The organism is Pseudomonas sp. BIGb0558 (assembly GCF_024807515.1).
In the GTDB taxonomy this organism is placed as follows: Bacteria; Pseudomonadota; Gammaproteobacteria; order Pseudomonadales; family Pseudomonadaceae; genus Aquipseudomonas; species Aquipseudomonas yamanorum_A.
Map to the genome: position 1 here is coordinate 195,793 of NZ_JANUEW010000007.1, position 21,567 is coordinate 217,359.

19 protein-coding genes and 4 tRNA genes are annotated in these 21,567 nt (G+C 55.1%); all 23 read right to left on the reverse strand.

Translation table 11 applies throughout. The features are described from left to right. Positions 1–12: 12 nt before the first annotated feature. The 23 genes from rplW to birA all read right to left on the reverse strand — a co-directional run bounded on the left by rplW (position 13) and on the right by birA (position 21,351). A complete protein-coding gene (gene rplW, locus M2400_RS12400) occupies positions 13–312 on the reverse strand; it encodes a 50S ribosomal protein L23 (RefSeq protein WP_002555488.1) in 300 nt (99 codons plus the stop codon). Next, a complete protein-coding gene (gene rplD, locus M2400_RS12405) occupies positions 309–911 on the reverse strand; it encodes a 50S ribosomal protein L4 (protein ID WP_017135963.1) in 603 nt (200 codons plus the stop codon). The genes rplW and rplD overlap by 4 nt, the downstream gene beginning before the upstream one ends. A gap of 12 nt (positions 912–923) precedes the next feature. Further along, the gene (gene rplC / locus M2400_RS12410; RefSeq protein ID WP_003194649.1) at positions 924–1,559 is read right to left on the reverse strand and encodes a 50S ribosomal protein L3; all 636 of its coding nucleotides are present in this window, start codon (positions 1,557–1,559) and stop codon (positions 924–926) included. An 81-nt stretch (positions 1,560–1,640) separates the two neighbouring features. Next, positions 1,641–1,952, reverse strand: coding sequence for a 30S ribosomal protein S10 (rpsJ, locus tag M2400_RS12415; protein ID WP_003210084.1), 312 nt, complete (start codon positions 1,950–1,952; stop codon positions 1,641–1,643). A gap of 141 nt (positions 1,953–2,093) precedes the next feature. Beyond that, positions 2,094–3,287 (reverse strand): elongation factor Tu, encoded by a 1,194-nt coding sequence (tuf, locus tag M2400_RS12420; protein WP_048724879.1) that lies wholly within the window; start codon positions 3,285–3,287, stop codon positions 2,094–2,096. Between the two features lie 30 nt (positions 3,288–3,317). Next, positions 3,318–5,423, reverse strand: a complete 2,106-nt coding sequence (gene fusA, locus M2400_RS12425) for an elongation factor G (RefSeq protein WP_057724826.1) — start codon at positions 5,421–5,423, stop codon at positions 3,318–3,320. Positions 5,424–5,453: 30 nt separating this feature from the next. Further along, positions 5,454–5,924: a 30S ribosomal protein S7 gene (gene rpsG, locus M2400_RS12430; RefSeq protein WP_002555493.1), complete on the reverse strand. Its 471-nt coding sequence runs from the start codon at positions 5,922–5,924 to the stop codon at positions 5,454–5,456. A 118-nt stretch (positions 5,925–6,042) separates the two neighbouring features. After that, positions 6,043–6,414: a 30S ribosomal protein S12 gene (gene rpsL / locus M2400_RS12435; protein WP_002555494.1), complete on the reverse strand. Its 372-nt coding sequence runs from the start codon at positions 6,412–6,414 to the stop codon at positions 6,043–6,045. Between the two features lie 216 nt (positions 6,415–6,630). Continuing rightward, positions 6,631–10,830 (reverse strand): DNA-directed RNA polymerase subunit beta', encoded by a 4,200-nt coding sequence (gene rpoC / locus M2400_RS12440; protein WP_076016467.1) that lies wholly within the window; start codon positions 10,828–10,830, stop codon positions 6,631–6,633. A gap of 64 nt (positions 10,831–10,894) precedes the next feature. Beyond that, positions 10,895–14,968, reverse strand: a complete 4,074-nt coding sequence (gene rpoB / locus M2400_RS12445; protein ID WP_017476319.1) for a DNA-directed RNA polymerase subunit beta — start codon at positions 14,966–14,968, stop codon at positions 10,895–10,897. Between the two features lie 220 nt (positions 14,969–15,188). Continuing rightward, positions 15,189–15,554 carry a 50S ribosomal protein L7/L12 gene (rplL, locus tag M2400_RS12450; RefSeq protein ID WP_177046155.1) on the reverse strand — a complete coding sequence of 122 codons (366 nt, stop codon included), beginning with the start codon at positions 15,552–15,554 and terminating at the stop codon, positions 15,189–15,191. A gap of 78 nt (positions 15,555–15,632) precedes the next feature. Continuing rightward, positions 15,633–16,133 (reverse strand): 50S ribosomal protein L10, encoded by a 501-nt coding sequence (gene rplJ / locus M2400_RS12455; RefSeq protein ID WP_015886139.1) that lies wholly within the window; start codon positions 16,131–16,133, stop codon positions 15,633–15,635. Between the two features lie 198 nt (positions 16,134–16,331). Continuing rightward, positions 16,332–17,027, reverse strand: coding sequence for a 50S ribosomal protein L1 (gene rplA, locus M2400_RS12460; RefSeq protein WP_003176434.1), 696 nt, complete (start codon positions 17,025–17,027; stop codon positions 16,332–16,334). Continuing rightward, entirely contained in the window at positions 17,027–17,458 is a 432-nt protein-coding gene (gene rplK / locus M2400_RS12465) for a 50S ribosomal protein L11 (protein WP_003210097.1), read from the reverse strand. The genes rplA and rplK overlap by 1 nt, the downstream gene beginning before the upstream one ends. Before the next feature lie 117 nt (positions 17,459–17,575). After that, positions 17,576–18,109, reverse strand: a complete 534-nt coding sequence (gene nusG / locus M2400_RS12470) for a transcription termination/antitermination protein NusG (protein ID WP_003176436.1) — start codon at positions 18,107–18,109, stop codon at positions 17,576–17,578. 9 nt (positions 18,110–18,118) lie between these two features. Continuing rightward, complete coding sequence (gene secE, locus M2400_RS12475) at positions 18,119–18,487, reverse strand: preprotein translocase subunit SecE (RefSeq protein WP_010174463.1); 369 nt, start codon at positions 18,485–18,487, stop codon at positions 18,119–18,121. Positions 18,488–18,532: 45 nt separating this feature from the next. Further along, a tRNA-Trp gene (locus M2400_RS12480) sits at positions 18,533–18,608 on the reverse strand. Positions 18,609–18,771: 163 nt separating this feature from the next. Beyond that, positions 18,772–18,847, reverse strand: a tRNA-Thr gene (locus tag M2400_RS12485). A 26-nt stretch (positions 18,848–18,873) separates the two neighbouring features. Further along, positions 18,874–18,947, reverse strand: a tRNA-Gly gene (locus tag M2400_RS12490). A gap of 23 nt (positions 18,948–18,970) precedes the next feature. Next, positions 18,971–19,055, reverse strand: a tRNA-Tyr gene (locus M2400_RS12495). A 143-nt stretch (positions 19,056–19,198) separates the two neighbouring features. Next, positions 19,199–19,645 carry a hypothetical protein gene (locus tag M2400_RS12500; RefSeq protein WP_177046157.1) on the reverse strand — a complete coding sequence of 149 codons (447 nt, stop codon included), beginning with the start codon at positions 19,643–19,645 and terminating at the stop codon, positions 19,199–19,201. 7 nt (positions 19,646–19,652) lie between these two features. Further along, positions 19,653–20,402, reverse strand: coding sequence for a pantothenate kinase (locus tag M2400_RS12505; RefSeq protein ID WP_177046159.1), 750 nt, complete (start codon positions 20,400–20,402; stop codon positions 19,653–19,655). Beyond that, on the reverse strand, positions 20,392–21,351 hold the full coding sequence (gene birA / locus M2400_RS12510; protein ID WP_259196599.1) for a bifunctional biotin--[acetyl-CoA-carboxylase] ligase/biotin operon repressor BirA: 960 nt from the start codon (positions 21,349–21,351) through the stop codon (positions 20,392–20,394). Before birA ends, M2400_RS12505 begins: the two co-directional genes overlap by 11 nt. Between the last annotated feature and the right edge of the window lie 216 nt (positions 21,352–21,567).

A 21,567-nucleotide genomic window follows, 5' to 3' on the forward strand; every position in this document is an offset into this window, starting at 1 on the left:
TGCACCCCTTCCTTACTCAGCACTGCTGCTGAAATCGAGATCTTGGCCTGGCTGAAGGGAGATAACTGCCTTCTTCCAGTCATTACGCTTGCCCAGACCGCGAGCAGTGCGCTTGCTCTTACCCAGAACATTCAGGGTAGTAACACGCTCTACTTTCACGCTGAACAGGCTTTCGACGGCCTTCTTGATTTCCAGCTTGGTTGCGTCAGTTGCAACCTTGAAAACGAACTGGCCTTTCTTGTCAGCCAGAACCGTAGCCTTTTCGGAAACGTGCGGGCCAAGCAGAACTTTAAATACGCGTTCCTGGTTCATCCCAGCAGCTCCTCGAATTTCTTCACGGCCGACACGGTGATCAACACCTTGTCGTATGCGATCAGACTAACTGGATCGGAACCTTGCACGTCACGTACATCAACGTGTGGCAGGTTGCGAGCAGCCAGGTACAGGTTCTGATCAACAGCTTCAGACACGATCAAAACATCGGTCAGGCTCATGTTGTTCAGTTTGCCCAGCAGATCTTTGGTTTTTGGACTTTCAACAGCGAAGTCCTGAACCACGACCAGACGATCAGTACGCACGAGTTCAGCAAGGATGGAGCGCAGTGCTGCGCGGTACATCTTCTTGTTGAGCTTCTGAGTGTGATCCTGTGGACGAGCTGCGAAAGTGGTACCGCCGCCACGCCAGATTGGGCTACGGATAGTACCGGCACGAGCACGGCCAGTGCCTTTCTGACGCCAAGGGCGCTTACCGCCACCACGTACGTCGGAACGGGTCTTTTGCTGCTTGCTACCTTGACGGCCGCCGGCCATGTAGGCCACGACTGCTTGGTGAACCAGCGTCTCGTTGAATTCGCCGCCAAATGTCAGTTCGGAAACTTCGATCGCTTGAGCGTCATTTACATTTAATTGCATGTCAGCTTCCCCTTAACCGCGAGCCTTGGCCGCTGGACGTACAACCAGGTTGCCGCCAGTAGCGCCAGGAACAGCACCCTTGACCAACAACAGATTGCGTTCAGCGTCGACGCGCACTACTTCGAGGGACTGCACGGTCACGCGCTCAGCGCCCATATGACCGGACATTTTTTTGCCCTTGAATACACGACCAGGAGTCTGGCACTGGCCAATAGAGCCCGGGACGCGGTGGGAAACGGAGTTACCGTGAGTGTTGTCTTGGCCACGGAAATTCCAACGCTTGATCGTACCCTGGAAGCCTTTACCCTTGGACTGACCGGTTACATCAACCAGTTGACCAGCGGCGAAGATTTCAGCGTTGATCAGATCGCCAGCCTGGTAGTCGCCGTCTTCAAGACGGAACTCCATGACAGTACGACCAGCTGCAACGTTTGCTTTAGCGAAGTGACCTGCTTGAGCAGCAGTCACACGCGAAGCACGACGCTCGCCGACAGTGACTTGCACTGCACGATAGCCATCGGTTTCTTCAGTTTTAAACTGGGTGACGCGATTCGGTTCGATCTCAATGACCGTGACCGGAATGGAGACACCTTCTTCGGTGAAAATACGGGTCATACCGCATTTACGACCGACTACACCAATAGTCATGTTGTAAACCTCATGAGTGTACGGGGCTTTCACCCGCTATGGCCGCCCATTTCAGAGCGTTACACGACTAAGACCCAAGTCTTAGCCGAGGCTGATCTGTACTTCCACACCGGCCGCCAGATCAAGCTTCATAAGTGCATCAACGGTTTTATCCGTTGGCAGGACGATGTCCAGCACGCGCTTATGAGTACGGATCTCGTACTGGTCACGCGCGTCTTTGTTGACGTGCGGGGAGACCAGAACGGTGAACCGTTCTTTACGGGTAGGCAGTGGAATTGGACCACGCACTTGAGCACCAGTACGTTTCGCGGTTTCCACGATTTCCTGGGTGGATTGGTCGATCAGTTTGTGGTCAAAAGCCTTCAACCTGATACGAATTTGCTGATTTGCCATTGGATTTCAGACTCCGGCTGCTATTCCCAGCGAGCGCAACACGCCCGTTAAAAGGAGGCGCAATTCTATAGACGCCCCATATGGGTGTCAACTCAATAAAAAAGCCCCCGCTAAGCGGGGGCTTTTTCAAGTCATCACTTATTAAGCGATGATTTTGGCTACGACGCCAGCGCCGACGGTACGACCGCCTTCACGGATAGCGAAACGCAGACCATCTTCCATTGCGATGGTTTTGATCAGGGTGACAACCATTTTGATGTTGTCGCCTGGCATTACCATTTCAACGCCTTCCGGCAGTTCGCAGTTACCGGTCACGTCAGTGGTCCGGAAGTAGAACTGTGGACGGTAGCCTTTGAAGAACGGAGTGTGACGACCGCCTTCTTCTTTGCTCAACACGTACACTTCAGCTTCAAAGGTAGTGTGCGGCTTAACCGAACCTGGCTTGACCAGAACCTGGCCACGCTCAACGTCGTCACGCTTGGTACCACGCAGCAGAACGCCGCAGTTCTCGCCTGCACGACCTTCGTCGAGCAGTTTACGGAACATTTCAACACCGGTGCAGGTGGTGACGGTAGTGTCACGCAGACCAACGATTTCCAGTGGATCTTGAACCTTAACGATACCGCGCTCGATACGACCAGTCACAACAGTACCGCGACCGGAGATCGAGAATACGTCTTCGATTGGCATCAGGAACGGCTTGTCGATAACACGAACCGGGTCTGGAATGTAGCTATCCAGAGTCTCAACCAGTTTCCGTACGGAAGTGGTGCCCATTTCGTTGTCGTCTTTGCCTTCCAGAGCCATACGAGCAGAACCGATGATGATCGGAGTGTCGTCGCCTGGGAAGTCGTAAGTGCTCAGCAGATCGCGCACTTCCATCTCAACCAGTTCCAGCAGCTCAGCGTCGTCTACCAGGTCAGCCTTGTTCAGGTAAACCACGATGTACGGAACGCCAACCTGACGGGACAGCAGGATGTGCTCACGGGTTTGCGGCATCGGACCATCAGCGGCCGAACAAACCAGGATCGCGCCGTCCATCTGGGCAGCACCGGTGATCATGTTCTTCACATAGTCAGCGTGACCTGGGCAGTCAACGTGAGCGTAGTGACGGATCAGCGAGTTGTATTCAACGTGAGCGGTGTTGATGGTGATACCACGAGCTTTTTCTTCTGGCGCGCTGTCGATCTTGTCGAAGTCAACGATAGCCGAACCGAAAATTTCGGAGCAAACACGAGTCAGAGCAGCAGTCAGCGTAGTTTTACCGTGGTCAACGTGACCAATGGTGCCAACGTTGACGTGCGGTAGGGAACGATCAAATTTTTCTTTAGCCACGACAATTAACTCCTTGCCTAAAGGACTGAATCAGCCTTGTTTTTTGGATACAGTTTCAGCGATGTGCGCCGGAGCTGTGTTGTATTTTTTGAATTCCATAGAGTAGCTTGCGCGACCCTGAGACATGGAACGAACGTCGGTCGCATAACCGAACATCTCGCCCAACGGAACCTCGGCACGAATCACTTTGCCGGAAACCGTATCTTCCATACCCAAGATCATGCCGCGACGACGGTTAAGGTCGCCCATCACGTCACCCATGTAGTCTTCAGGCGTAACGACTTCTACTGCCATGATTGGCTCAAGCAACTCACCACCGCCCTTCTGGGCCAGTTGCTTGGTAGCCATGGAAGCAGCCACCTTAAACGCCATCTCGTTGGAGTCGACGTCGTGGTAAGAACCGTCAAAAACGGTCGCCTTCAGGCCGATGAGCGGATAGCCGGCAACAACACCGTTCTTCATCTGCTCTTCGATACCCTTCTGGATAGCCGGGATGTATTCCTTAGGAACAACACCGCCCACTACTTCGTTCACGAATTGCAGACCTTCCTGACCTTCATCAGCAGGAGCAAAACGGATCCAGCAATGGCCGAACTGGCCACGACCGCCGGATTGACGAACGAATTTGCCTTCGATTTCACAGTTCTTCGTGATGCGCTCACGATAGGAAACCTGAGGCTTACCGATGTTGGCTTCGACGTTGAACTCACGGCGCATCCGGTCAACCAGGATGTCCAGGTGCAGCTCGCCCATGCCGGAGATGATCGTTTGACCAGTCTCTTCATCAGTCTTGACGCGGAAAGATGGATCTTCCTGAGCAAGCTTGCCCAGAGCGATACCCATTTTTTCCTGGTCATCCTTGGTCTTAGGCTCAACGGCAACCGAAATAACCGGCTCCGGGAAGTCCATGCGAACCAGGATGATTGGCTTGTCAGCGTTGCACAAAGTTTCACCAGTGGTGACGTCCTTCATGCCGATCAAGGCCGCGATGTCACCAGCGCGCACTTCCTTGATCTCTTCGCGGGCGTTTGCGTGCATTTGCACCATACGACCCACGCGCTCTTTCTTGCCTTTAACCGAGTTGATCACGCCGTCACCGGAGTTCAACACGCCCGAGTAAACGCGGACGAAGGTCAAGGTACCCACGAATGGGTCAGTGGCAATTTTAAATGCCAGAGCGGAGAACGGTTCTGCGTCGTCTGCATGACGCTCCAGCTCGATAGTCTCGTCATCCGGGTCAGTACCCTTGATGGCAGGAATATCCACTGGTGCCGGCAGGTAGTCGATCACAGCATCGAGAACCAGGGGAACACCCTTGTTCTTGAACGAGGAACCGCAAACAGCCAAGACGATCTCACCAGCGATAGTACGCTGACGCAGAGCGGCCTTGATTTCCGCGTTGGTGAGCTCTTCACCTTCGAGGTACTTGTTCATCAGCTCTTCGTTGGCTTCGGCCGCAGCTTCAACCATGTTGTTGCGCCACTCGTCAGCCAATTCCTGCAGTTCAGCAGGGATAGGCTTGCGAACAGGAACCATACCTTTGTCAGCATCGTTCCAGTAAACAGCTTCCATGGTCAGCAGATCGATCTGCCCCTGGAAGTTGTCTTCGGAACCGATAGCCAACTGGATTGGCACTGGAGTGTGACCCAGGCGCTGCTTGATCTGACCGATCACGCGCAGGAAGTTCGCACCAGCACGGTCCATCTTGTTTACGTAAACAAGACGTGGAACGCCGTATTTGTTGGCTTGACGCCATACGGTTTCCGACTGAGGCTCAACACCCGAGGTGCCGCAGAACACAACGACAGCGCCGTCGAGTACGCGCAGGGAACGTTCAACTTCAATGGTGAAGTCTACGTGGCCCGGGGTATCGATTACGTTGAAGCGGTGCTCATCCTTGTACTGCTTCTCAGAACCTTTCCAGAAGGCGGTAATAGCAGCAGAAGTAATGGTAATACCACGCTCCTGCTCCTGAACCATCCAGTCTGTGGTCGCGGCGCCGTCATGCACCTCGCCCATCTTGTGACTTTTGCCGGTGTAAAAAAGGACGCGCTCGGTGGTGGTGGTTTTACCAGCATCCACGTGAGCGACGATACCGATGTTACGGTAGCGACTAATCGGAGTAGTACGAGCCATAAAGCCCTCGCAAAATTAGTGAAGCTAGAATTAGAAGCGGTAGTGCGAGAAAGCTTTGTTAGCTTCAGCCATACGGTGCACGTCTTCACGCTTCTTAACAGCAGCACCTTTACCTTCAGCAGCGTCCAACAGTTCGCCAGCCAAACGCAGGGCCATAGACTTCTCGCCGCGCTTACGGGCGAAGTCTACCAACCAGCGCATTGCCAAAGCGTTACGACGGGACGGGCGAACTTCAACCGGAACCTGGTAAGTAGCACCGCCTACACGGCGCGACTTCACTTCGACCAGCGGAGCGATGGCGTCGAGAGCTTTCTCGAAGATTTCCAGGGGGTCGCTGTTCTTGCGTTCTTTAACCTTTTCCAGCGCGCCATAAACGATACGCTCGGCAACGGCTTTCTTGCCGCTTTCCATCACGTGGTTCATGAACTTGGCCAGAATTTGGCTTCCGTATTTTGGATCGTCAAGCACTTCGCGCTTGGCTGCTACGCGTCTTCTTGGCATGGATAAGCCCTCAAACGGTCTTCAGGTTCGCTCGGAATTAGTGCCCTTTCGGGACGCCTCCGACCTTACTCTTATCGACTCAGAAAATAAGATGATTCAGTTTTACAAAAAGCCGCTACTACTTAGGCTTCTTGGTACCGTACTTCGAACGACCCTGGTTACGACCTTTAACGCCGGAAGTATCCAAGGAGCCGCGTACGGTGTGGTAACGAACACCTGGCAAGTCTTTTACACGACCGCCGCGGATCAGTACCACGCTGTGCTCTTGCAGGTTGTGACCTTCACCACCGATGTACGAGGAAACCTCGAAACCGTTGGTCAGGCGCACACGGCATACTTTACGCAGTGCCGAGTTAGGTTTTTTCGGCGTAGTGGTATACACGCGAGTGCATACGCCACGACGTTGCGGGCAGTTCTGCAGCGCAGGCACGTCGGATTTCTCGACGATACGCTTACGCGGCTGACGTACCAGCTGGTTGATAGTTGCCATCTACTAGCTCCACTGTTGTCTTGCGACGCTATTGTCTTGCAAGAAAAGCAAAATGGCAGGAACGAATTCCCGCCAAATTTAGGGGTACAAGAGTCTAAAGAGGATCTTGTCCCCAGTCAAGGCAAGGCCCCGACCTCCCCCTCCATCGAACCGGGACAAATCTGTCTCGGTCCGACGAACGGGGCTGCCAGGGCCCGGTCTTATTTACTGCAGAACTCAGTTACCGCTTGAGTTCAGTGCTTCGGTCAGTGCAGCTTCCACTTCACTGGCGCTTACGCGCAACGGCTTGTCGAGTTCACGGCGACGCTTACGCTCGCTGTGGTAGGCCAAACCGGTACCGGCCGGGATCAGACGACCCACAACCACGTTTTCTTTCAGGCCGCGCAGGTAATCGCGCTTGCCGGTTACCGCTGCTTCGGTCAGTACGCGGGTAGTCTCCTGGAAGGAGGCCGCCGAGATGAACGACTCAGTGGACAACGACGCCTTGGTGATACCCAGCAACACACGAGTGAATTTGGAAACGAATTTCTCGTCGCCAGCCAGACGCTCGTTCTCTACCAGTACGTGAGTCAGTTCCATCTGGTCGCCCTTGATGAAACTCGAATCGCCGGATTCAGCGATTTCAACTTTACGCAGCATCTGACGCAGGATGGTCTCGATGTGCTTATCGTTGATCTTCACGCCTTGCAGACGGTAAACGTCCTGGATCTCGTTAACGATGTACTTGGCCAGCGCACTCACACCCAGCAGACGCAGGATGTCGTGTGGATCGCTCGGGCCGTCGGAGATAACTTCGCCGCGGTTTACCTGTTCGCCTTCGAAGACGTTCAGGTGACGCCACTTCGGAATCAGCTCTTCATACGGATCGCTACCGTCGTTCGGGGTGATAACCAGACGGCGCTTGCCTTTGGTCTCTTTACCGAACGCGATGGTGCCGCTGACTTCAGCCAGAATCGACGCTTCCTTCGGACGACGAGCTTCGAACAAGTCGGCAACACGCGGCAGACCACCGGTGATGTCACGGGTCTTCGAAGTTTCTTGCGGGATACGAGCGATAACATCACCGATCGCGATCTTCGCACCATCCGCAACACCGACCAGGGCGTTGGCTGGCAGGAAGTACTGAGCGATAACGTCAGTGCCTGGCAGCAACAGATCCTTGCCGTTGTCATCAACCATCTTCACAGCAGGACGGATATCTTTGCCTGCAGCTGGACGGTCTTTGGCGTCGAGTACTTCAATGTTGGTCATACCGGTCAATTCGTCAGTCTGACGCTTGATCGTGATGCCTTCTTCCATGCCCACGTAGGTCACGGTACCTTTCATTTCGGTAACGATTGGGTGAGTGTGCGGATCCCACTTGGCCACGATTGCGCCAGCGTCGACCTTGTCACCTTCTTTAACCGAAATCACAGCACCGTACGGCAGCTTGTAACGCTCACGCTCACGACCGTAGTCATCAGCGATTGCCAGCTCACCGGAACGGGACACAGCAACCAGGTGGCCATCCACTCGCTCAACGTGCTTCAGGTTGTGCAGACGGACGGTACCGCCATTCTTCACCTGAACGCTGTCGGCTGCGGAGGTCCGGCTTGCCGCACCACCAATGTGGAACGTACGCATGGTCAGCTGGGTACCCGGCTCACCGATGGACTGGGCAGCGATAACGCCGACCGCTTCACCGATGTTCACCTGGTGACCACGAGCCAAGTCACGGCCGTAGCACTTGGCGCAAATGCCGTAGCGGGTTTCGCAGCTGATCGGCGAGCGAACAATCACTTCGTCGATGCTGTTGAGTTCGATGAACTCTACCCACTTCTCGTCTACCAGTGTGCCGGCAGGAACGATGATTTCCTCGGTACCTGGCTTGAATACGTCACGGGCGATTACTCGACCCAGTACGCGCTCACCCAACGGCTCTACAACGTCGCCGCCTTCGATGTGCGGAGTCATCAGCAGACCGTGCTCGGTGCCGCAGTCGACTTCAGTCACAACCAAGTCTTGCGCAACGTCTACCAGACGACGAGTCAGGTAACCGGAGTTAGCGGTTTTCAACGCGGTATCCGCCAGACCTTTACGAGCACCGTGAGTCGAGATGAAGTACTGAAGTACGCTCAAGCCTTCACGGAAGTTCGCAGTAATCGGCGTTTCGATGATGGAACCGTCCGGCTTGGCCATCAGGCCACGCATACCGGCGAGCTGACGGATCTGCGCAGCAGAACCCCGTGCGCCCGAGTCGGCCATCATGTACATCGAGTTGAACGACTCTTGATCGACTTCCACGCCATGACGGTCGATAACGCGCTCTTTCGAGAGGTTCGACATCATTGCCTTCGACACTTCGTCGTTGGCCTTGGACCAAAGGTCGATCACTTTGTTGTACTTCTCGCCCTGGGTTACCAGGCCGGAGGCGTACTGGCTTTCGATCTCTTTCACTTCATCGGTAGCAGCACCGATGATGGCGGCTTTCTCGTCCGGGATAACGAAGTCGTTAACACCGATGGAAACGCCGGAAATGGTCGAATAAGCAAAACCGGTGTACATCAACTGGTCAGCGAAGATAACGGTCTCTTTCAAACCAACCACGCGGTAGCACTGGTTGATCAGCTTGGAGATCGCCTTTTTCTTCATTGGCTGGTTGACCACGTCGTACGACAGGCCAGGTGGAACAACCTGGAACAACAGCGCACGGCCGACAGTGGTGTCGACGATACGGGTGTTCTTGACGCTGCCACCGTCACGATCGTTGATGGTTTCGTGGATGCGGACTTTAACCTTGGCGTGCAGTGCGGCTTCGCCGGCACGGAACACACGGTCAACTTCCTGCAGATCCGCGAACACACGACCTTCGCCCTTGGCGTTGATCGCTTCACGAGTCATGTAGTACAGACCCAATACAACGTCCTGCGACGGAACGATGATTGGCTCACCGTTGGCTGGCGACAGAATGTTGTTGGTCGACATCATCAACGCACGCGCTTCCAACTGGGCTTCCAGTGTCAGCGGTACGTGCACGGCCATTTGGTCGCCGTCGAAGTCGGCGTTGTACGCAGCACAGACCAGAGGGTGCAGCTGGATAGCCTTACCTTCGATCAGTACCGGTTCAAACGCCTGGATACCCAGACGGTGAAGGGTCGGTGCACGGTTGAGGAGAACCGGGTGTTCACGGATCACTTCAGCGAGAACGTCCCAAACCTCTGGCAGTTCGCGCTCGACCATTTTCTTGGCGGCTTTGATGGTAGTCGCGAGACCACGCATTTCCAGCTTGCCGAAAATGAACGGCTTGAACAGCTCCAGAGCCATCTTCTTAGGCAGACCGCACTGGTGCAGACGCAGGGTCGGGCCTACGGTAATTACCGAACGACCGGAGTAGTCAACACGCTTACCGAGCAAGTTCTGACGGAAACGGCCTTGCTTACCCTTGATCATGTCAGCCAGGGATTTCAGAGGACGCTTGTTCGAACCGGTGATAGCGCGGCCACGACGACCGTTGTCGAGCAAGGCATCGACAGCTTCTTGCAACATACGCTTTTCGTTGCGCACGATGATGTCCGGAGCGGACAGATCAAGCAGGCGCTTCAAGCGGTTGTTACGGTTGATCACGCGACGGTACAGGTCGTTGAGGTCGGAAGTCGCGAAGCGACCACCATCCAACGGTACCAGCGGACGCAGGTCTGGCGGCAGAACCGGCAGAACGGTCAGCACCATCCACTCTGGCAGGTTGCCGGAACCCTGGAAGGCTTCCATCAACTTCAGACGCTTGGACAGCTTCTTGATCTTGGTTTCGGAGTTAGTTTGCGGAATTTCTTCACGCAGACGGCCAATCTCGTGTTCCAGGTCGATAGCGTGCAGCAGTTCACGGACAGCTTCGGCACCCATGCGGGCATCGAAATCGTCGCCGAACTCTTCCAGCGCTTCGAAGTACTGCTCGTCGTTGAGCAGCTGACCTTTTTCAAGGGTGGTCATGCCTGGATCGATAACGACATAGCTCTCGAAGTAGAGAACGCGTTCGATATCACGCAGGGTCATGTCCATCAGCAAGCCGATACGGGACGGCAGCGATTTCAGGAACCAGATGTGGGCAACCGGCGAAGCCAGTTCGATGTGCGCCATGCGCTCACGACGAACCTTGGCCAGTGCAACTTCAACGCCGCACTTCTCGCAGATCACACCACGGTGCTTCAAGCGCTTGTACTTACCGCACAGGCACTCGTAATCCTTTACCGGGCCAAAGATCTTGGCGCAGAACAGGCCGTCACGTTCTGGTTTGAACGTACGGTAGTTGATGGTTTCCGGCTTTTTAACTTCACCGAACGACCACGAACGGATCATCTCAGGCGATGCCAATCCAATACGGATGGCGTCGAACTCTTCGACTTGACCCTGGTTTTTCAGCAAATTCAGTAGGTCTTTCAAGGCCTTTCCTCCTGGCGGAGCAGAGAGCGGGCTAAACAGCCCCGCTCTCGATTCGCGTCACGTGTTATTCGGTTTCCAGATCGATATCGATGCCGAGGGAACGAATTTCTTTGATCAACACGTTGAAGGACTCGGGCATGCCCGGCTCCATACGGTGATCGCCGTCCACGATGTTTTTGTACATCTTGGTCCGACCGTTCACATCGTCCGACTTCACTGTGAGCATTTCTTGCAGAGTGTAAGCAGCACCGTATGCTTCCAGTGCCCAGACCTCCATCTCCCCGAAACGCTGACCACCGAACTGAGCCTTACCACCCAGCGGCTGCTGGGTAACCAGGCTGTACGAACCGGTAGAACGAGCGTGCATCTTGTCGTCTACCAAGTGGTTCAGCTTCAGCATGTACATGTAGCCAACAGTAACCGGGCGCTCAAACTTGTTGCCGGTACGGCCGTCGAACAGCTGCATCTGGCCGCTTTCTGGCAGGTCTGCCAGTTTCAGCATGGCCTTGATTTCGCTTTCCTTGGCACCGTCGAACACCGGGGTAGCCATTGGAACGCCGCCGCGCAGGTTCTTCGCCAGATCCAGGATTTCCTGGTCGGAGAAGGTGTCCAGCTCTTCGTTGCGACCGCCGATCTCGTTGTAGATCTCGTGCAGGAACTTGCGCAGGTCAGCAACCTTGCGCTGCTCTTCGATCATACGGTTGATCTTCTCGCCCAGACCTTTGGCCGCGAGGCCCAGGTGGGTTTCAAGGATCTGACCAACGTTCATACGCGAAGGTACGCCCAGCGGGTTGAGGACGACGTCGACCGGGGTGCCATTGGCATCGTGCGGCATGTCTTCAACCGGCATGATCACAGAGACCACACCTTTGTTACCGTGACGACCGGCCATCTTGTCGCCCGGCTGGATGCGGCGACGGATTGCCAGGTAAACCTTGACGATTTTCAGCACGCCTGGAGCCAGGTCATCGCCCTGCTGCAGTTTGCGCTTCTTGTCTTCGAACTTGTCGTCCAGCAGACGGCGACGATCAACGATGTAGGCCTGGGCCTTCTCGAGCTGCTCGTTCAGAGCGTCTTCAGCCATGCGCAGTTTGAACCACTGGCCGTGCTCAAGACCGTCGAGTACTTCGTCGGTGATGTCCTGACCTTTCTTCAGACCTGCGCCGCCTTCAGCCTTGTGACCTACCAGGGCGGAACGCAGACGTTCGAAGGTCGCGCCCTCAACGATACGGAACTCTTCGTTCAGGTCCTTGCGGATCTCGTCGAGTTGAGTCTTCTCGATGGACAGTGCACGAGCATCACGCTCAACGCCGTCACGGGTGAAGACCTGTACGTCGATGACAGTGCCCTTGGTACCGGTAGGTACGCGCAGGGAGGTGTCTTTAACGTCGCTGGCTTTTTCACCGAAGATGGCACGCAACAGCTTCTCTTCCGGAGTCAGTTGGGTCTCGCCTTTCGGAGTGACCTTACCCACCAGAATGTCGCCTGCGCCAACTTCAGCACCTACGTAAACGATACCGGCTTCGTCCAGCTTGTTCAGTGCAGCTTCACCCACGTTCGGGATGTCTGCAGTGATTTCCTCTGGCCCAAGCTTGGTGTCACGCGCCACACAGGTCAGTTCCTGAATGTGGATCGTGGTGAAGCGATCTTCCTGAACCACACGCTCGGACAGGCAGATGGAGTCTTCGAAGTTGTAACCGTTCCAGGCCATGAACGCGATGCGCATGTTCTGGCCCAGTGCCAGCTCACCCATATCGGTGGACGGACCGTCTGCCATGATGTCGCTGCGCTGAACCCGATCACCCTTGCTCACCAGCGGACGCTGGTTGATGCAGGTGTTCTGGTTGGAGCGGGTGTATTTGGTCAGGTTGTAGATGTCGACACCGGCTTCGCCAGTTTCAACTTCGTCATCGGCAACACGAACCACGATACGGCTGGCATCAACGGAGTCGATTACGCCGCCACGACGAGCCACGACGCAAACGCCGGAGTCACGAGCTACGTTACGCTCCATGCCGGTACCTACCAGCGGCTTGTCAGCACGCAGGGTCGGTACAGCTTGACGCTGCATGTTGGAACCCATCAACGCACGGTTGGCGTCATCGTGTTCCAGGAACGGGATCAGCGACGCTGCAACCGAAACTACCTGCTTCGGCGATACGTCCATCAAGGTGACGTCTTCCGGCGCCTTGACGGTGAACTCGTTCAAGTGACGAACAGCTACCAGCTCGTCGATCAGCATTTTCTTGTCGTTCATCGTGGCCGAGGCCTGAGCGATCACGTGATCGGCTTCTTCGATGGCGGACAGGAACACGATCTCGTCGGTGACCAGTGCGTCTTTCACCACACGGTACGGGCTCTCGAGGAAGCCGTACTGGTTGGTGCGCGCATAGGCGGCCAGGGAGTTGATCAGGCCGATGTTCGGACCTTCCGGCGTTTCAATCGGGCATACACGACCGTAGTGAGTCGGGTGTACGTCACGAACTTCAAAGCCTGCACGCTCACGAGTCAGACCGCCCGGGCCCAGTGCGGAAACACGGCGCTTGTGGGTGATCTCGGAGAGCGGGTTGTTCTGGTCCATGAACTGCGAGAGCTGGCTGGAACCGAAGAACTCTTTCACCGCCGCAGCCACTGGCTTGGCGTTGATCAGGTCTTGCGGCATCAGGCCTTCGCTTTCGGCCATCGACAGACGCTCTTTGACCGCACGCTCAACACGTACCAGGCCAACACGGAACTGGTTCTCGGCCATTTCGCCTACACAGCGAACACGACGGTTACCCAGGTGGTCGATGTCATCGACGATGCCTTTACCGTTACGGATGTCGACCAGGGTCTTCAGTACCGCGACGATATCTTCCTTGCACAACACGCCCGAACCTTCGATCTCGGTACGACCGATACGACGGTTGAATTTCATCCGGCCGACCGCAGACAGGTCATAGCGCTCAGGGCTGAAGAACAGGTTGTTGAACAGGGTCTCGGCAGCGTCTTTGGTTGGTGGCTCGCCAGGACGCATCATGCGATAGATCTCGACCAGCGCTTCCAATTGGTTGCTGGTGGAGTCGATCTTCAGGGTGTCGGAGACGAACGGACCGCAGTCGATGTCGTTGGTGTACAGGGTCTCGATGCGAACGACCTGGGACTTGGCGATTTTTGCCAGGATCTCGGTGTTCAGCTCGGTGTTGCATTCAGCCAGGATTTCGCCAGTGGCCGGGTGCACGATGACCTTGGCGGTGGTGCGACCCAGGACGTAGTCCAGAGGCACTTCCAGCGTCTTGATACCGGCTTTTTCGATCTGGTTGATGTGGCGCGCGGTAATACGGCGGCCGGCTTCAACGATGACCTTGCCTTTTTCGTCCTGGATGTCCAGGACCGCAATCTCACCACGCAGGCGCTGAGGCACCAGTTCCAGGCTGAGGGTTTCGCCGCTCAGGTGGAATACGTTAGTGGTGTAGAAGGCATCCAGCACTTGCTCAGTGGTATAGCCGAGCGCGCGCAGCAGTACCGAGGCCGGCAGCTTGCGACGACGGTCGATACGCACGAACACGCAGTCTTTCGGGTCGAACTCGAAGTCCAACCACGAACCACGGTACGGAATGATCCGCGCGGAGTACAGGAGCTTGCCGGAGCTGTGCGTCTTGCCGCGGTCGTGGTCGAAGAACACGCCCGGGGAACGGTGCAGCTGGGAAACGATAACGCGCTCGGTACCGTTGATAACGAAGGTACCGTTCTCAGTCATCAGGGGGATTTCACCCATGTAGACTTCTTGCTCTTTGATGTCCTTGATCGCTTTGTTCGACGACTCTTTGTCGAAAATGATCAGGCGGACTTTTACCCGCAAAGGTACGGCGTACGTAACACCGCGCAACACGCATTCTTTGACATCAAATGCCGGTTCGCCCAGGCGATAACCGACGTACTCCAGCGCAGCATTGCCGGAGTAGCTGATGATCGGGAAAACGGATTTGAAGGCCGCATGCAGGCCCACGTCGCGGAACTGATCTTTGGTCGCTCCCGCCTGCAAGAATTCACGATACGAATCCAGCTGGATAGCCAGAAGGTACGGGACATCCATGACGTCCGGCAACTTGCTAAAGTCCTTGCGGATACGTTTTTTCTCAGTATATGAGTAAGCCATCAGCGTTCCCCAGCTTGGTCACCTGCTTGTTTGGCCCCTCCCGACGGGAGCAGCCAGAAAATCTTGCAAACCCCATGGTTTGCGCCACCGCATCGGGTGGTTACAGCGCGTTAGAGGCGACGACCGAGTCGATTGCCAATAACGGAAAAAGGCCGGTGGCAAGAGCCACCAGCCATCAGCCTTCAGCTTAACGCTTGGGCTGGAGACGCAAGGTCGATGCTTACTTCAGCTCGACTTTAGCGCCTGCTTCTTCCAGCACTGCTTTAGCTTTGTCAGCTGCGTCTTTCGACACTGCTTCCAGAACCTGGGCAGGGGCGCCGTCAACTACTGCCTTGGCTTCTTTCAGGCCCAGACCGGTCAGTTCACGTACTGCCTTGATCACGTTTACTTTCTTCTCGCCAGCTTCCAGCAGCATGACGTTGAATTCGGTTTGCTCTTCAACAACGGCAGCAGCAGCAGCTGGACCGGCGGAAGCAGCGGCAGCGGAAACGCCGAATTTTTCTTCGAAAGCTTTGATCAGCTCAACAACCTGCAGAACCGACATTTCAGCTACGGCGTTGAGGATATCGTCTTGGGAGATAGACATTGCTGTAATTCCTGAATTGGGGGACGGCCTACGCGGCCATCGAAATAAACAAAAATACGCGAGAGGAGTTGCTCAGCCTTAGGCTGCGGCAGCTTCTTTTTGCTCGCGAACTGCGGCCAGAGTACGAGCCAACTTGCTGGTAGCGCCTTGAATCACGCTCATCAGCTGAGAAATAGCTTCGTTACGGGTCGGCAGTGTTGCCAGTACGTCGATTTGGTTAGCTGCGAGGAACTTGCCCTCGAACGCAGCTGCCTTGATCTCGAACTTGTCCTGACCCTTGGCGAATTCCTTGAACAAACGGGCAGCAGCGCCTGGATGATCAGTGGAGAACGCAATCAGGGTCGGGCCGGTGAACACGTCGTTGAGGACACTGTATTCAGTGTCAGCAACAGCGCGCTTGAGCAGGGTGTTACGTACAACACGTACGTATACGCCAGCTTCACGAGCCTCTTTACGGAGTCCGGTCATAGCGCTTACTGTCACACCACGGGCATCAGCCACGACAGCGGACAGAGCAGCTTTGGCAGCCTCGTTGACTTCAGCGACGATGGCCTTCTTGTCTTCGAGATTAATTGCCACGGGTTTAACTCCTGCTTGTTACCGTTTCATCTGGCCTGGGCCGGATGTCGTTTTGGTGTCTGATTCGGTAAGGAACCGGGAGCACCATCTGCGTAGGCTTGTGGTTTAAGACTTTCGCCGCCTACGGTCTTGGATAGCCCCCGCCAGGCAGGGACCCCAATCTTTCAACTCACGCAATTACTTGCGCCAGTTTGTGTCTTATACGTCCAGCGAGCCTTGGTCGATGACCAGACCTGGGCCCATAGTGGTGCTCAGGGTAACGCGCTTGACGTAGATACCTTTCGAGGAAGCTGGCTTGATACGCTTCAGATCAGCGATCAGGGCTTCAACGTTTTCCTTCAGCTTGACGGCATCAAAGCCGACTTTGCCAACGGAGGTGTGAATGATGCCGTTTTTGTCGGTGCGATAACGAACCTGACCAGCCTTGGCGTTTTTAACCGCGGTAGCTACGTCTGGAGTTACGGTGCCGACTTTAGGGTTAGGCATCAGACCACGTGGACCGAGGATCTGACCCAACTGACCTACAACGCGCATTGCATCCGGGGAAGCAATTACGACGTCATAGTTCAGGTCGCCGCCTTTCATTTCGGCAGCCAGGTCGTCCATGCCAACGCGATCAGCGCCGGCGGCCAGAGCAGCTTCAGCTGCTGGGCCTTGGGTGAAGACAGCAACACGTACAGTCTTGCCAGTACCGTGTGGCAGCACAGTAGCGCTACGAACGACCTGGTCGGATTTACGTGGGTCAACGCCCAGGTTTACAGCAACGTCAACAGACTCGCTGAACTTGACAGTCGACAGCTCGGTCAGCAGAGCAGCAGCGTCTACAAAGTTGTAGGACTTGCCCGCTTCGATTTTGCCGGCGATAGCCTTTTGGCGCTTGGTCAGCTTAGCCATTACACACCCTCCACGTTAAGGCCCATGCTACGAGCAGAACCGGCGATGGTACGCACGGCTGCATCCATATCAGCTGCAGTCAGATCCGCGTTTTTGGTTTTCGCGATTTCTTCCAGCTGAGCACGGGTCACGGTGCCAACCTTAACGGTGTTAGGACGAGCGGAACCGCTAGTCAGACCAGCAGCTTTCTTCAACAGAACCGAAGCCGGGGTCGACTTGGTTTCGAAGGTGAAGCTACGGTCGCTGTATACAGTGATGATCACTGGAGTCGGCAGACCTGGCTCAATACCCTGAGTACGGGCGTTGAAGGCCTTGCAGAATTCCATGATGTTCACGCCGTGCTGACCCAGAGCTGGACCAACAGGTGGGCTTGGGTTGGCCTGAGCGGCCTTCACTTGCAGCTTGATGTAAGCGGTAATCTTCTTGGCCATGAGGCACTCCAATTACGGGTTCGAACGCCTCGAAAGGCTCCCCGGTTACTTGCGCGTTTATCCCAGTGACGACAAAACCCCACAGCCTAAGGCTGCGGGGTTGGGATGCTTGCTCAGCTAGACTTTTTCGACCTGGCTGAACTCTAGCTCTACCGGAGTAGAGCGACCGAAAATGAGCACCGCCACTTGGATCCGGCTCTTTTCGTAGTTAACTTCTTCGACAGTGCCGTTAAAATCTGCAAACGGACCATCTGTGACACGAACAACCTCGCCCGGCTCGAACAACGTCTTCGGCTTAGGCTTGTCGCTACCGTCAGCAACACGACGCAGAATCGCTTCTGCTTCCTTGTCGGTGATCGGAGCAGGCTTATCAGCAGTACCGCCGATGAAACCCATGACGCGAGGAGTGTCCTTGACCAAGTGCCAAGTACCCTCATTCATGTCCATTTGAACCAGCACGTAGCCAGGGAAGAACTTGCGCTCGCTTTTGCGTTTCTGGCCATTACGCATTTCAACCACTTCTTCAGTGGGAACCAGAATTTCGCCGAAGCCATCTTCCATGCCTGCCAGCTTTACGCGCTCTAGCAAAGAGCGCATGACATGCTTCTCGTAACCCGAGTAAGCATGCACAACGTACCAACGCTTAGCCACGGGACACCCTTAGCCAACAATCAAGGAAACAAGCCAGCCGAGCAGGGAATCAAGCCCCCACAACAGCAACGCCATAACCAGAACAACAGCTACCACGATCAACGTGGTCTGCGTGGTTTCTTGGCGAGTCGGCCAAACGACTTTACGGATCTCGGTACGAGCTTCCTTTACCAGTACCGCAAACGACTTGCCTTTTGCAGTCTGCAGGCCAACAAAGGCAGCGACAGCAGCAAGGGCGAGCAATGCGAGAACGCGGTACAGGATCGGCGACGCAGAGTAGTACTGGTTGCCAACAACGCCTACGACCACAATAGCGACTACTACCAGCCACTTGAGCAGATCGAAGCGAGAGCCTTGAGCTTCAGCCTTAGGAGTCATCTATGAAGATCCTGTGAAAAGAAAGCCAGATACACCAAGTGAATCTGGCAGGTCAGGAGGGAATCGAACCCCCAACCTACGGTTTTGGAGACCGTCGCTCTGCCAATTGAGCTACTGACCTAAAACAAAATCAGGCCGACAATTATGCCGATCTGAAAAAGACTTTACAACAACAAACCCCTGCAGACCTGAAACGAACCCAGACAAGACAACGAAAGAGAGCAGAATCAACCAGAGGAAGCTGTTAAAACAAAGGCAGATATTTTCATATCTGCCTTGTTATATGGAGCTCTTGAGCGGATTTGAACCGCTGACCTCACCCTTACCAAGGGTGTGCTCTACCAACTGAGCTACAAGAGCGAAACAACTTGCACAACCTGCAAACTTGGAGCGGGTAGCGGGAATCGAACCCGCATCATCAGCTTGGAAGGCTGAGGTTCTACCACTAAACTATACCCGCGGAGCTTGCAGCTCACGCTAAAATGGTGGAGGGGGAAGGATTCGAACCTTCGAAGTCGTAGACGTCAGATTTACAGTCTGATCCCTTTGGCCGCTCGGGAACCCCTCCTAAGCGAGCCGGCATTCTACATCATGCCAGCCTTCTGTCAAGCATTTTCTCATTAAAAAATATGAGGTTAGCTGCGTTGACCTTCGCTTCACCCTGTCGACCCAAGAGGTCTTCACTGCGAAGCGGGCGCCATTCTATGCAAACTATTCGAAGGTTGCAATGCCTTCGCACGGCATTATTTTATGTTTTAACTCATTGAATTCATTAGCAAGGTTTTCGAAGGGCAGATCATCGGCCAGACGCCGGCTTTCTGGGGCTACTCGCAGCCAGTATCCCGAAGCGTCCGGCAGGTTCAGAGATTGCAGCTTGACCTTGATATCCAGGCTTGTGAGGCGCTGCTCAACGGACTGAACCTCTTTTTGATCAGTCAGGCCGCCGATGTACAGGCACGCAGCCTGCGCCTCGGGAGCTTTTGCCCTGTCTCGCCGCACCATGGCATCAGCCGACTCGCTTAACAGCCGAATATCTTGCTGAGAACCACGGTAGAGCGCCAAAGGCGTGACATCTTTAGCCCTCAACGGGGCTTCCTGCTGATGCCAGATGTAATAGAAGACATTGAGGACCAGCAAAAGCAGAAACAGCCAACGCATAAAAACCTCAGGACAAAGGGCAAGCCATCGCCAGGCCAACAAAAACCAGATCAGGGACGAGCCTTCCGTGAGGCACCGCATCCGCCACCAGCTCGGCATCTCCACCGGTAAGGAAGACGGTGAAGTCGGCGCCCCAATAGCTACGAGCCAACTCCAACTGAGTGAGCACAAACCCTCTCAGCATAAGCGTACAGCCGCGCTCTACCGCCTCTACAGTTGTACGGCCCGGAGACAGGGCCTCAAGGGCACGCTCAGCAGCAATATCGTCATAGCGTATTTTGCGGGTATGCGTTCGTAACTGGTTACGCATAAGCGGCATACCGGGACAAATAAAGCCTCCGAGATGCTCGCCGTCCGCGGAAATAAAGTCCGCGGTCGCTGCGGTGCCAAAATCGAGCACCAGGCACGCGCCCGACGCCAACTGAAAACCACCCAACATAGCGAGCCAACGATCCAGGCCCAGGCGCTCAAAGTCTTCATACCCGTTCCGCACCCCGCCCATCTGCCTTGCTGAGGCAGCACAGAAAACTTTGACGCCAAACGCTTCTACCAGGGTAGCGACCAGTTGATTCGTCTCATCCGAGGCACGAACACTCACCAAACGACAATCCTTTAACGCAAGCCCCGTGAGCGCGAACAGGCTATCGATCAGAGAGGCATCCGACCCAACGACACCCTCTGCAAAGATGCGCGCCCTATCCGACTCAAGCACTCGCCATTTTATAAAGCTATTCCCACAGTCGAGCTCAAGAATCATCACGCAGCCTCAGGCTTAACTCACCACCGCTATATACTTTTTCAACACCATCCACGCTTAACCGTAGCGCACCATGCCCGTCGATCCCCACTACCACTCCGTCAACCTGATTCACGCCGGCAATGAGAGATACAGGCCGTCCCTGCCATAAATGGTTCTGCTCCCATTCACCCTGGATAGCGGAAAAGCCAGATGCCTGGTGACGCTCAAGATAAGCCTGCAATTGTGCGCTCAGGCGCGCTACCAGGTAGTTACGATCAACAGCACTGCCACCCTCCAACTGGAGAGAAGTCCATTGCTGATCAACCTCATCCGCCTTCTGCATATTCACGTTAATGCCGATACCAAGGACGACATGGCACACATCGGCAGGATCCCCAACCAGCTCCAGGAGAATCCCGGCGATCTTTTTCTGCCCTACCAATACATCATTTGGCCACTTCAACCCGGCATTACGAACACCCGCATCCCTCAGGGCCTGCAGAACCGCCAATCCGACTATCAGGCTTAAGCCCTCCAACTGGCGCATACCGCCATCGATCCGCAGCACGAGACTGTAGTAGACGTTTTGAGCGAAAGGACTGACCCACTTTCGCCCTCGCCTTCCCCGGCCGGCAGTTTGCTGCTCTGAAAGCACGAGAAACGGCGCGGCGCGACCCGCCTCGATTAGGCGCAATGCTTCGGCATTGGTAGAGTCAATGGAGTCAAAGATACGAACAGGCCATGCAGGAACCGGCACATGCCGAGCAATTTCATCGGCGCTTAACAACACCAGAGGCGAAGCCAACTGATACCCCCTGCCGCGGACCTTATGAATAGGTAGATTCAATTCCGCCTCGAGATGCTGAAGCTGCTTCCATACAGCACTGCGACTGACACCCAGGGCAGCACCAAGCGCTTCCCCGGAGTGGAATCGACCATCTTTTAGAAGTTTCAACAACGTCAGCATGCAAGTCTCGCCTCACAATGAGGCAGGCATGATAGCCATGCATAAGGCCATTGCATAGAAATGGCAGGACTTTAGCGTTGAAGATGCCTGAAGGAGGTCGCCATACTTTTCGACCGCCCAAAAACAAAACCCCTGATTGCGTTAGCAATCAGGGGTTCTGGAATTTAATCTTGACGATGACCTACTCTCACATGGGGAAACCCCACACTACCATCG

Coding starts and splice junctions, on each gene's coding strand:
- rplW (WP_002555488.1), bottom strand. CDS start 312: ATGAACCAGGAACGCGTATTTAAAGTTCTGCTTGGCCCGCACGTTTCC.
- rplD (WP_017135963.1), bottom strand. CDS start 911: ATGCAATTAAATGTAAATGACGCTCAAGCGATCGAAGTTTCCGAACTG.
- rplC (WP_003194649.1), bottom strand. CDS start 1,559: ATGACTATTGGTGTAGTCGGTCGTAAATGCGGTATGACCCGTATTTTC.
- rpsJ (WP_003210084.1), bottom strand. CDS start 1,952: ATGGCAAATCAGCAAATTCGTATCAGGTTGAAGGCTTTTGACCACAAA.
- fusA (WP_057724826.1), bottom strand. CDS start 5,423: ATGGCTCGTACTACTCCGATTAGTCGCTACCGTAACATCGGTATCGTC.
- rpsG (WP_002555493.1), bottom strand. CDS start 5,924: ATGCCAAGAAGACGCGTAGCAGCCAAGCGCGAAGTGCTTGACGATCCA.
- rpsL (WP_002555494.1), bottom strand. CDS start 6,414: ATGGCAACTATCAACCAGCTGGTACGTCAGCCGCGTAAGCGTATCGTC.
- rpoB (WP_017476319.1), bottom strand. CDS start 14,968: ATGGCTTACTCATATACTGAGAAAAAACGTATCCGCAAGGACTTTAGC.
- rplL (WP_177046155.1), bottom strand. CDS start 15,554: ATGTCTATCTCCCAAGACGATATCCTCAACGCCGTAGCTGAAATGTCG.
- rplA (WP_003176434.1), bottom strand. CDS start 17,027: ATGGCTAAGCTGACCAAGCGCCAAAAGGCTATCGCCGGCAAAATCGAA.
- rplK (WP_003210097.1), bottom strand. CDS start 17,458: ATGGCCAAGAAGATTACCGCTTACATCAAGCTGCAAGTGAAGGCCGCT.
- secE (WP_010174463.1), bottom strand. CDS start 18,487: ATGACTCCTAAGGCTGAAGCTCAAGGCTCTCGCTTCGATCTGCTCAAG.
- M2400_RS12500 (WP_177046157.1), bottom strand. CDS start 19,645: ATGCGTTGGCTGTTTCTGCTTTTGCTGGTCCTCAATGTCTTCTATTAC.
- M2400_RS12505 (WP_177046159.1), bottom strand. CDS start 20,402: ATGATTCTTGAGCTCGACTGTGGGAATAGCTTTATAAAATGGCGAGTG.
- birA (WP_259196599.1), bottom strand. CDS start 21,351: ATGCTGACGTTGTTGAAACTTCTAAAAGATGGTCGATTCCACTCCGGG.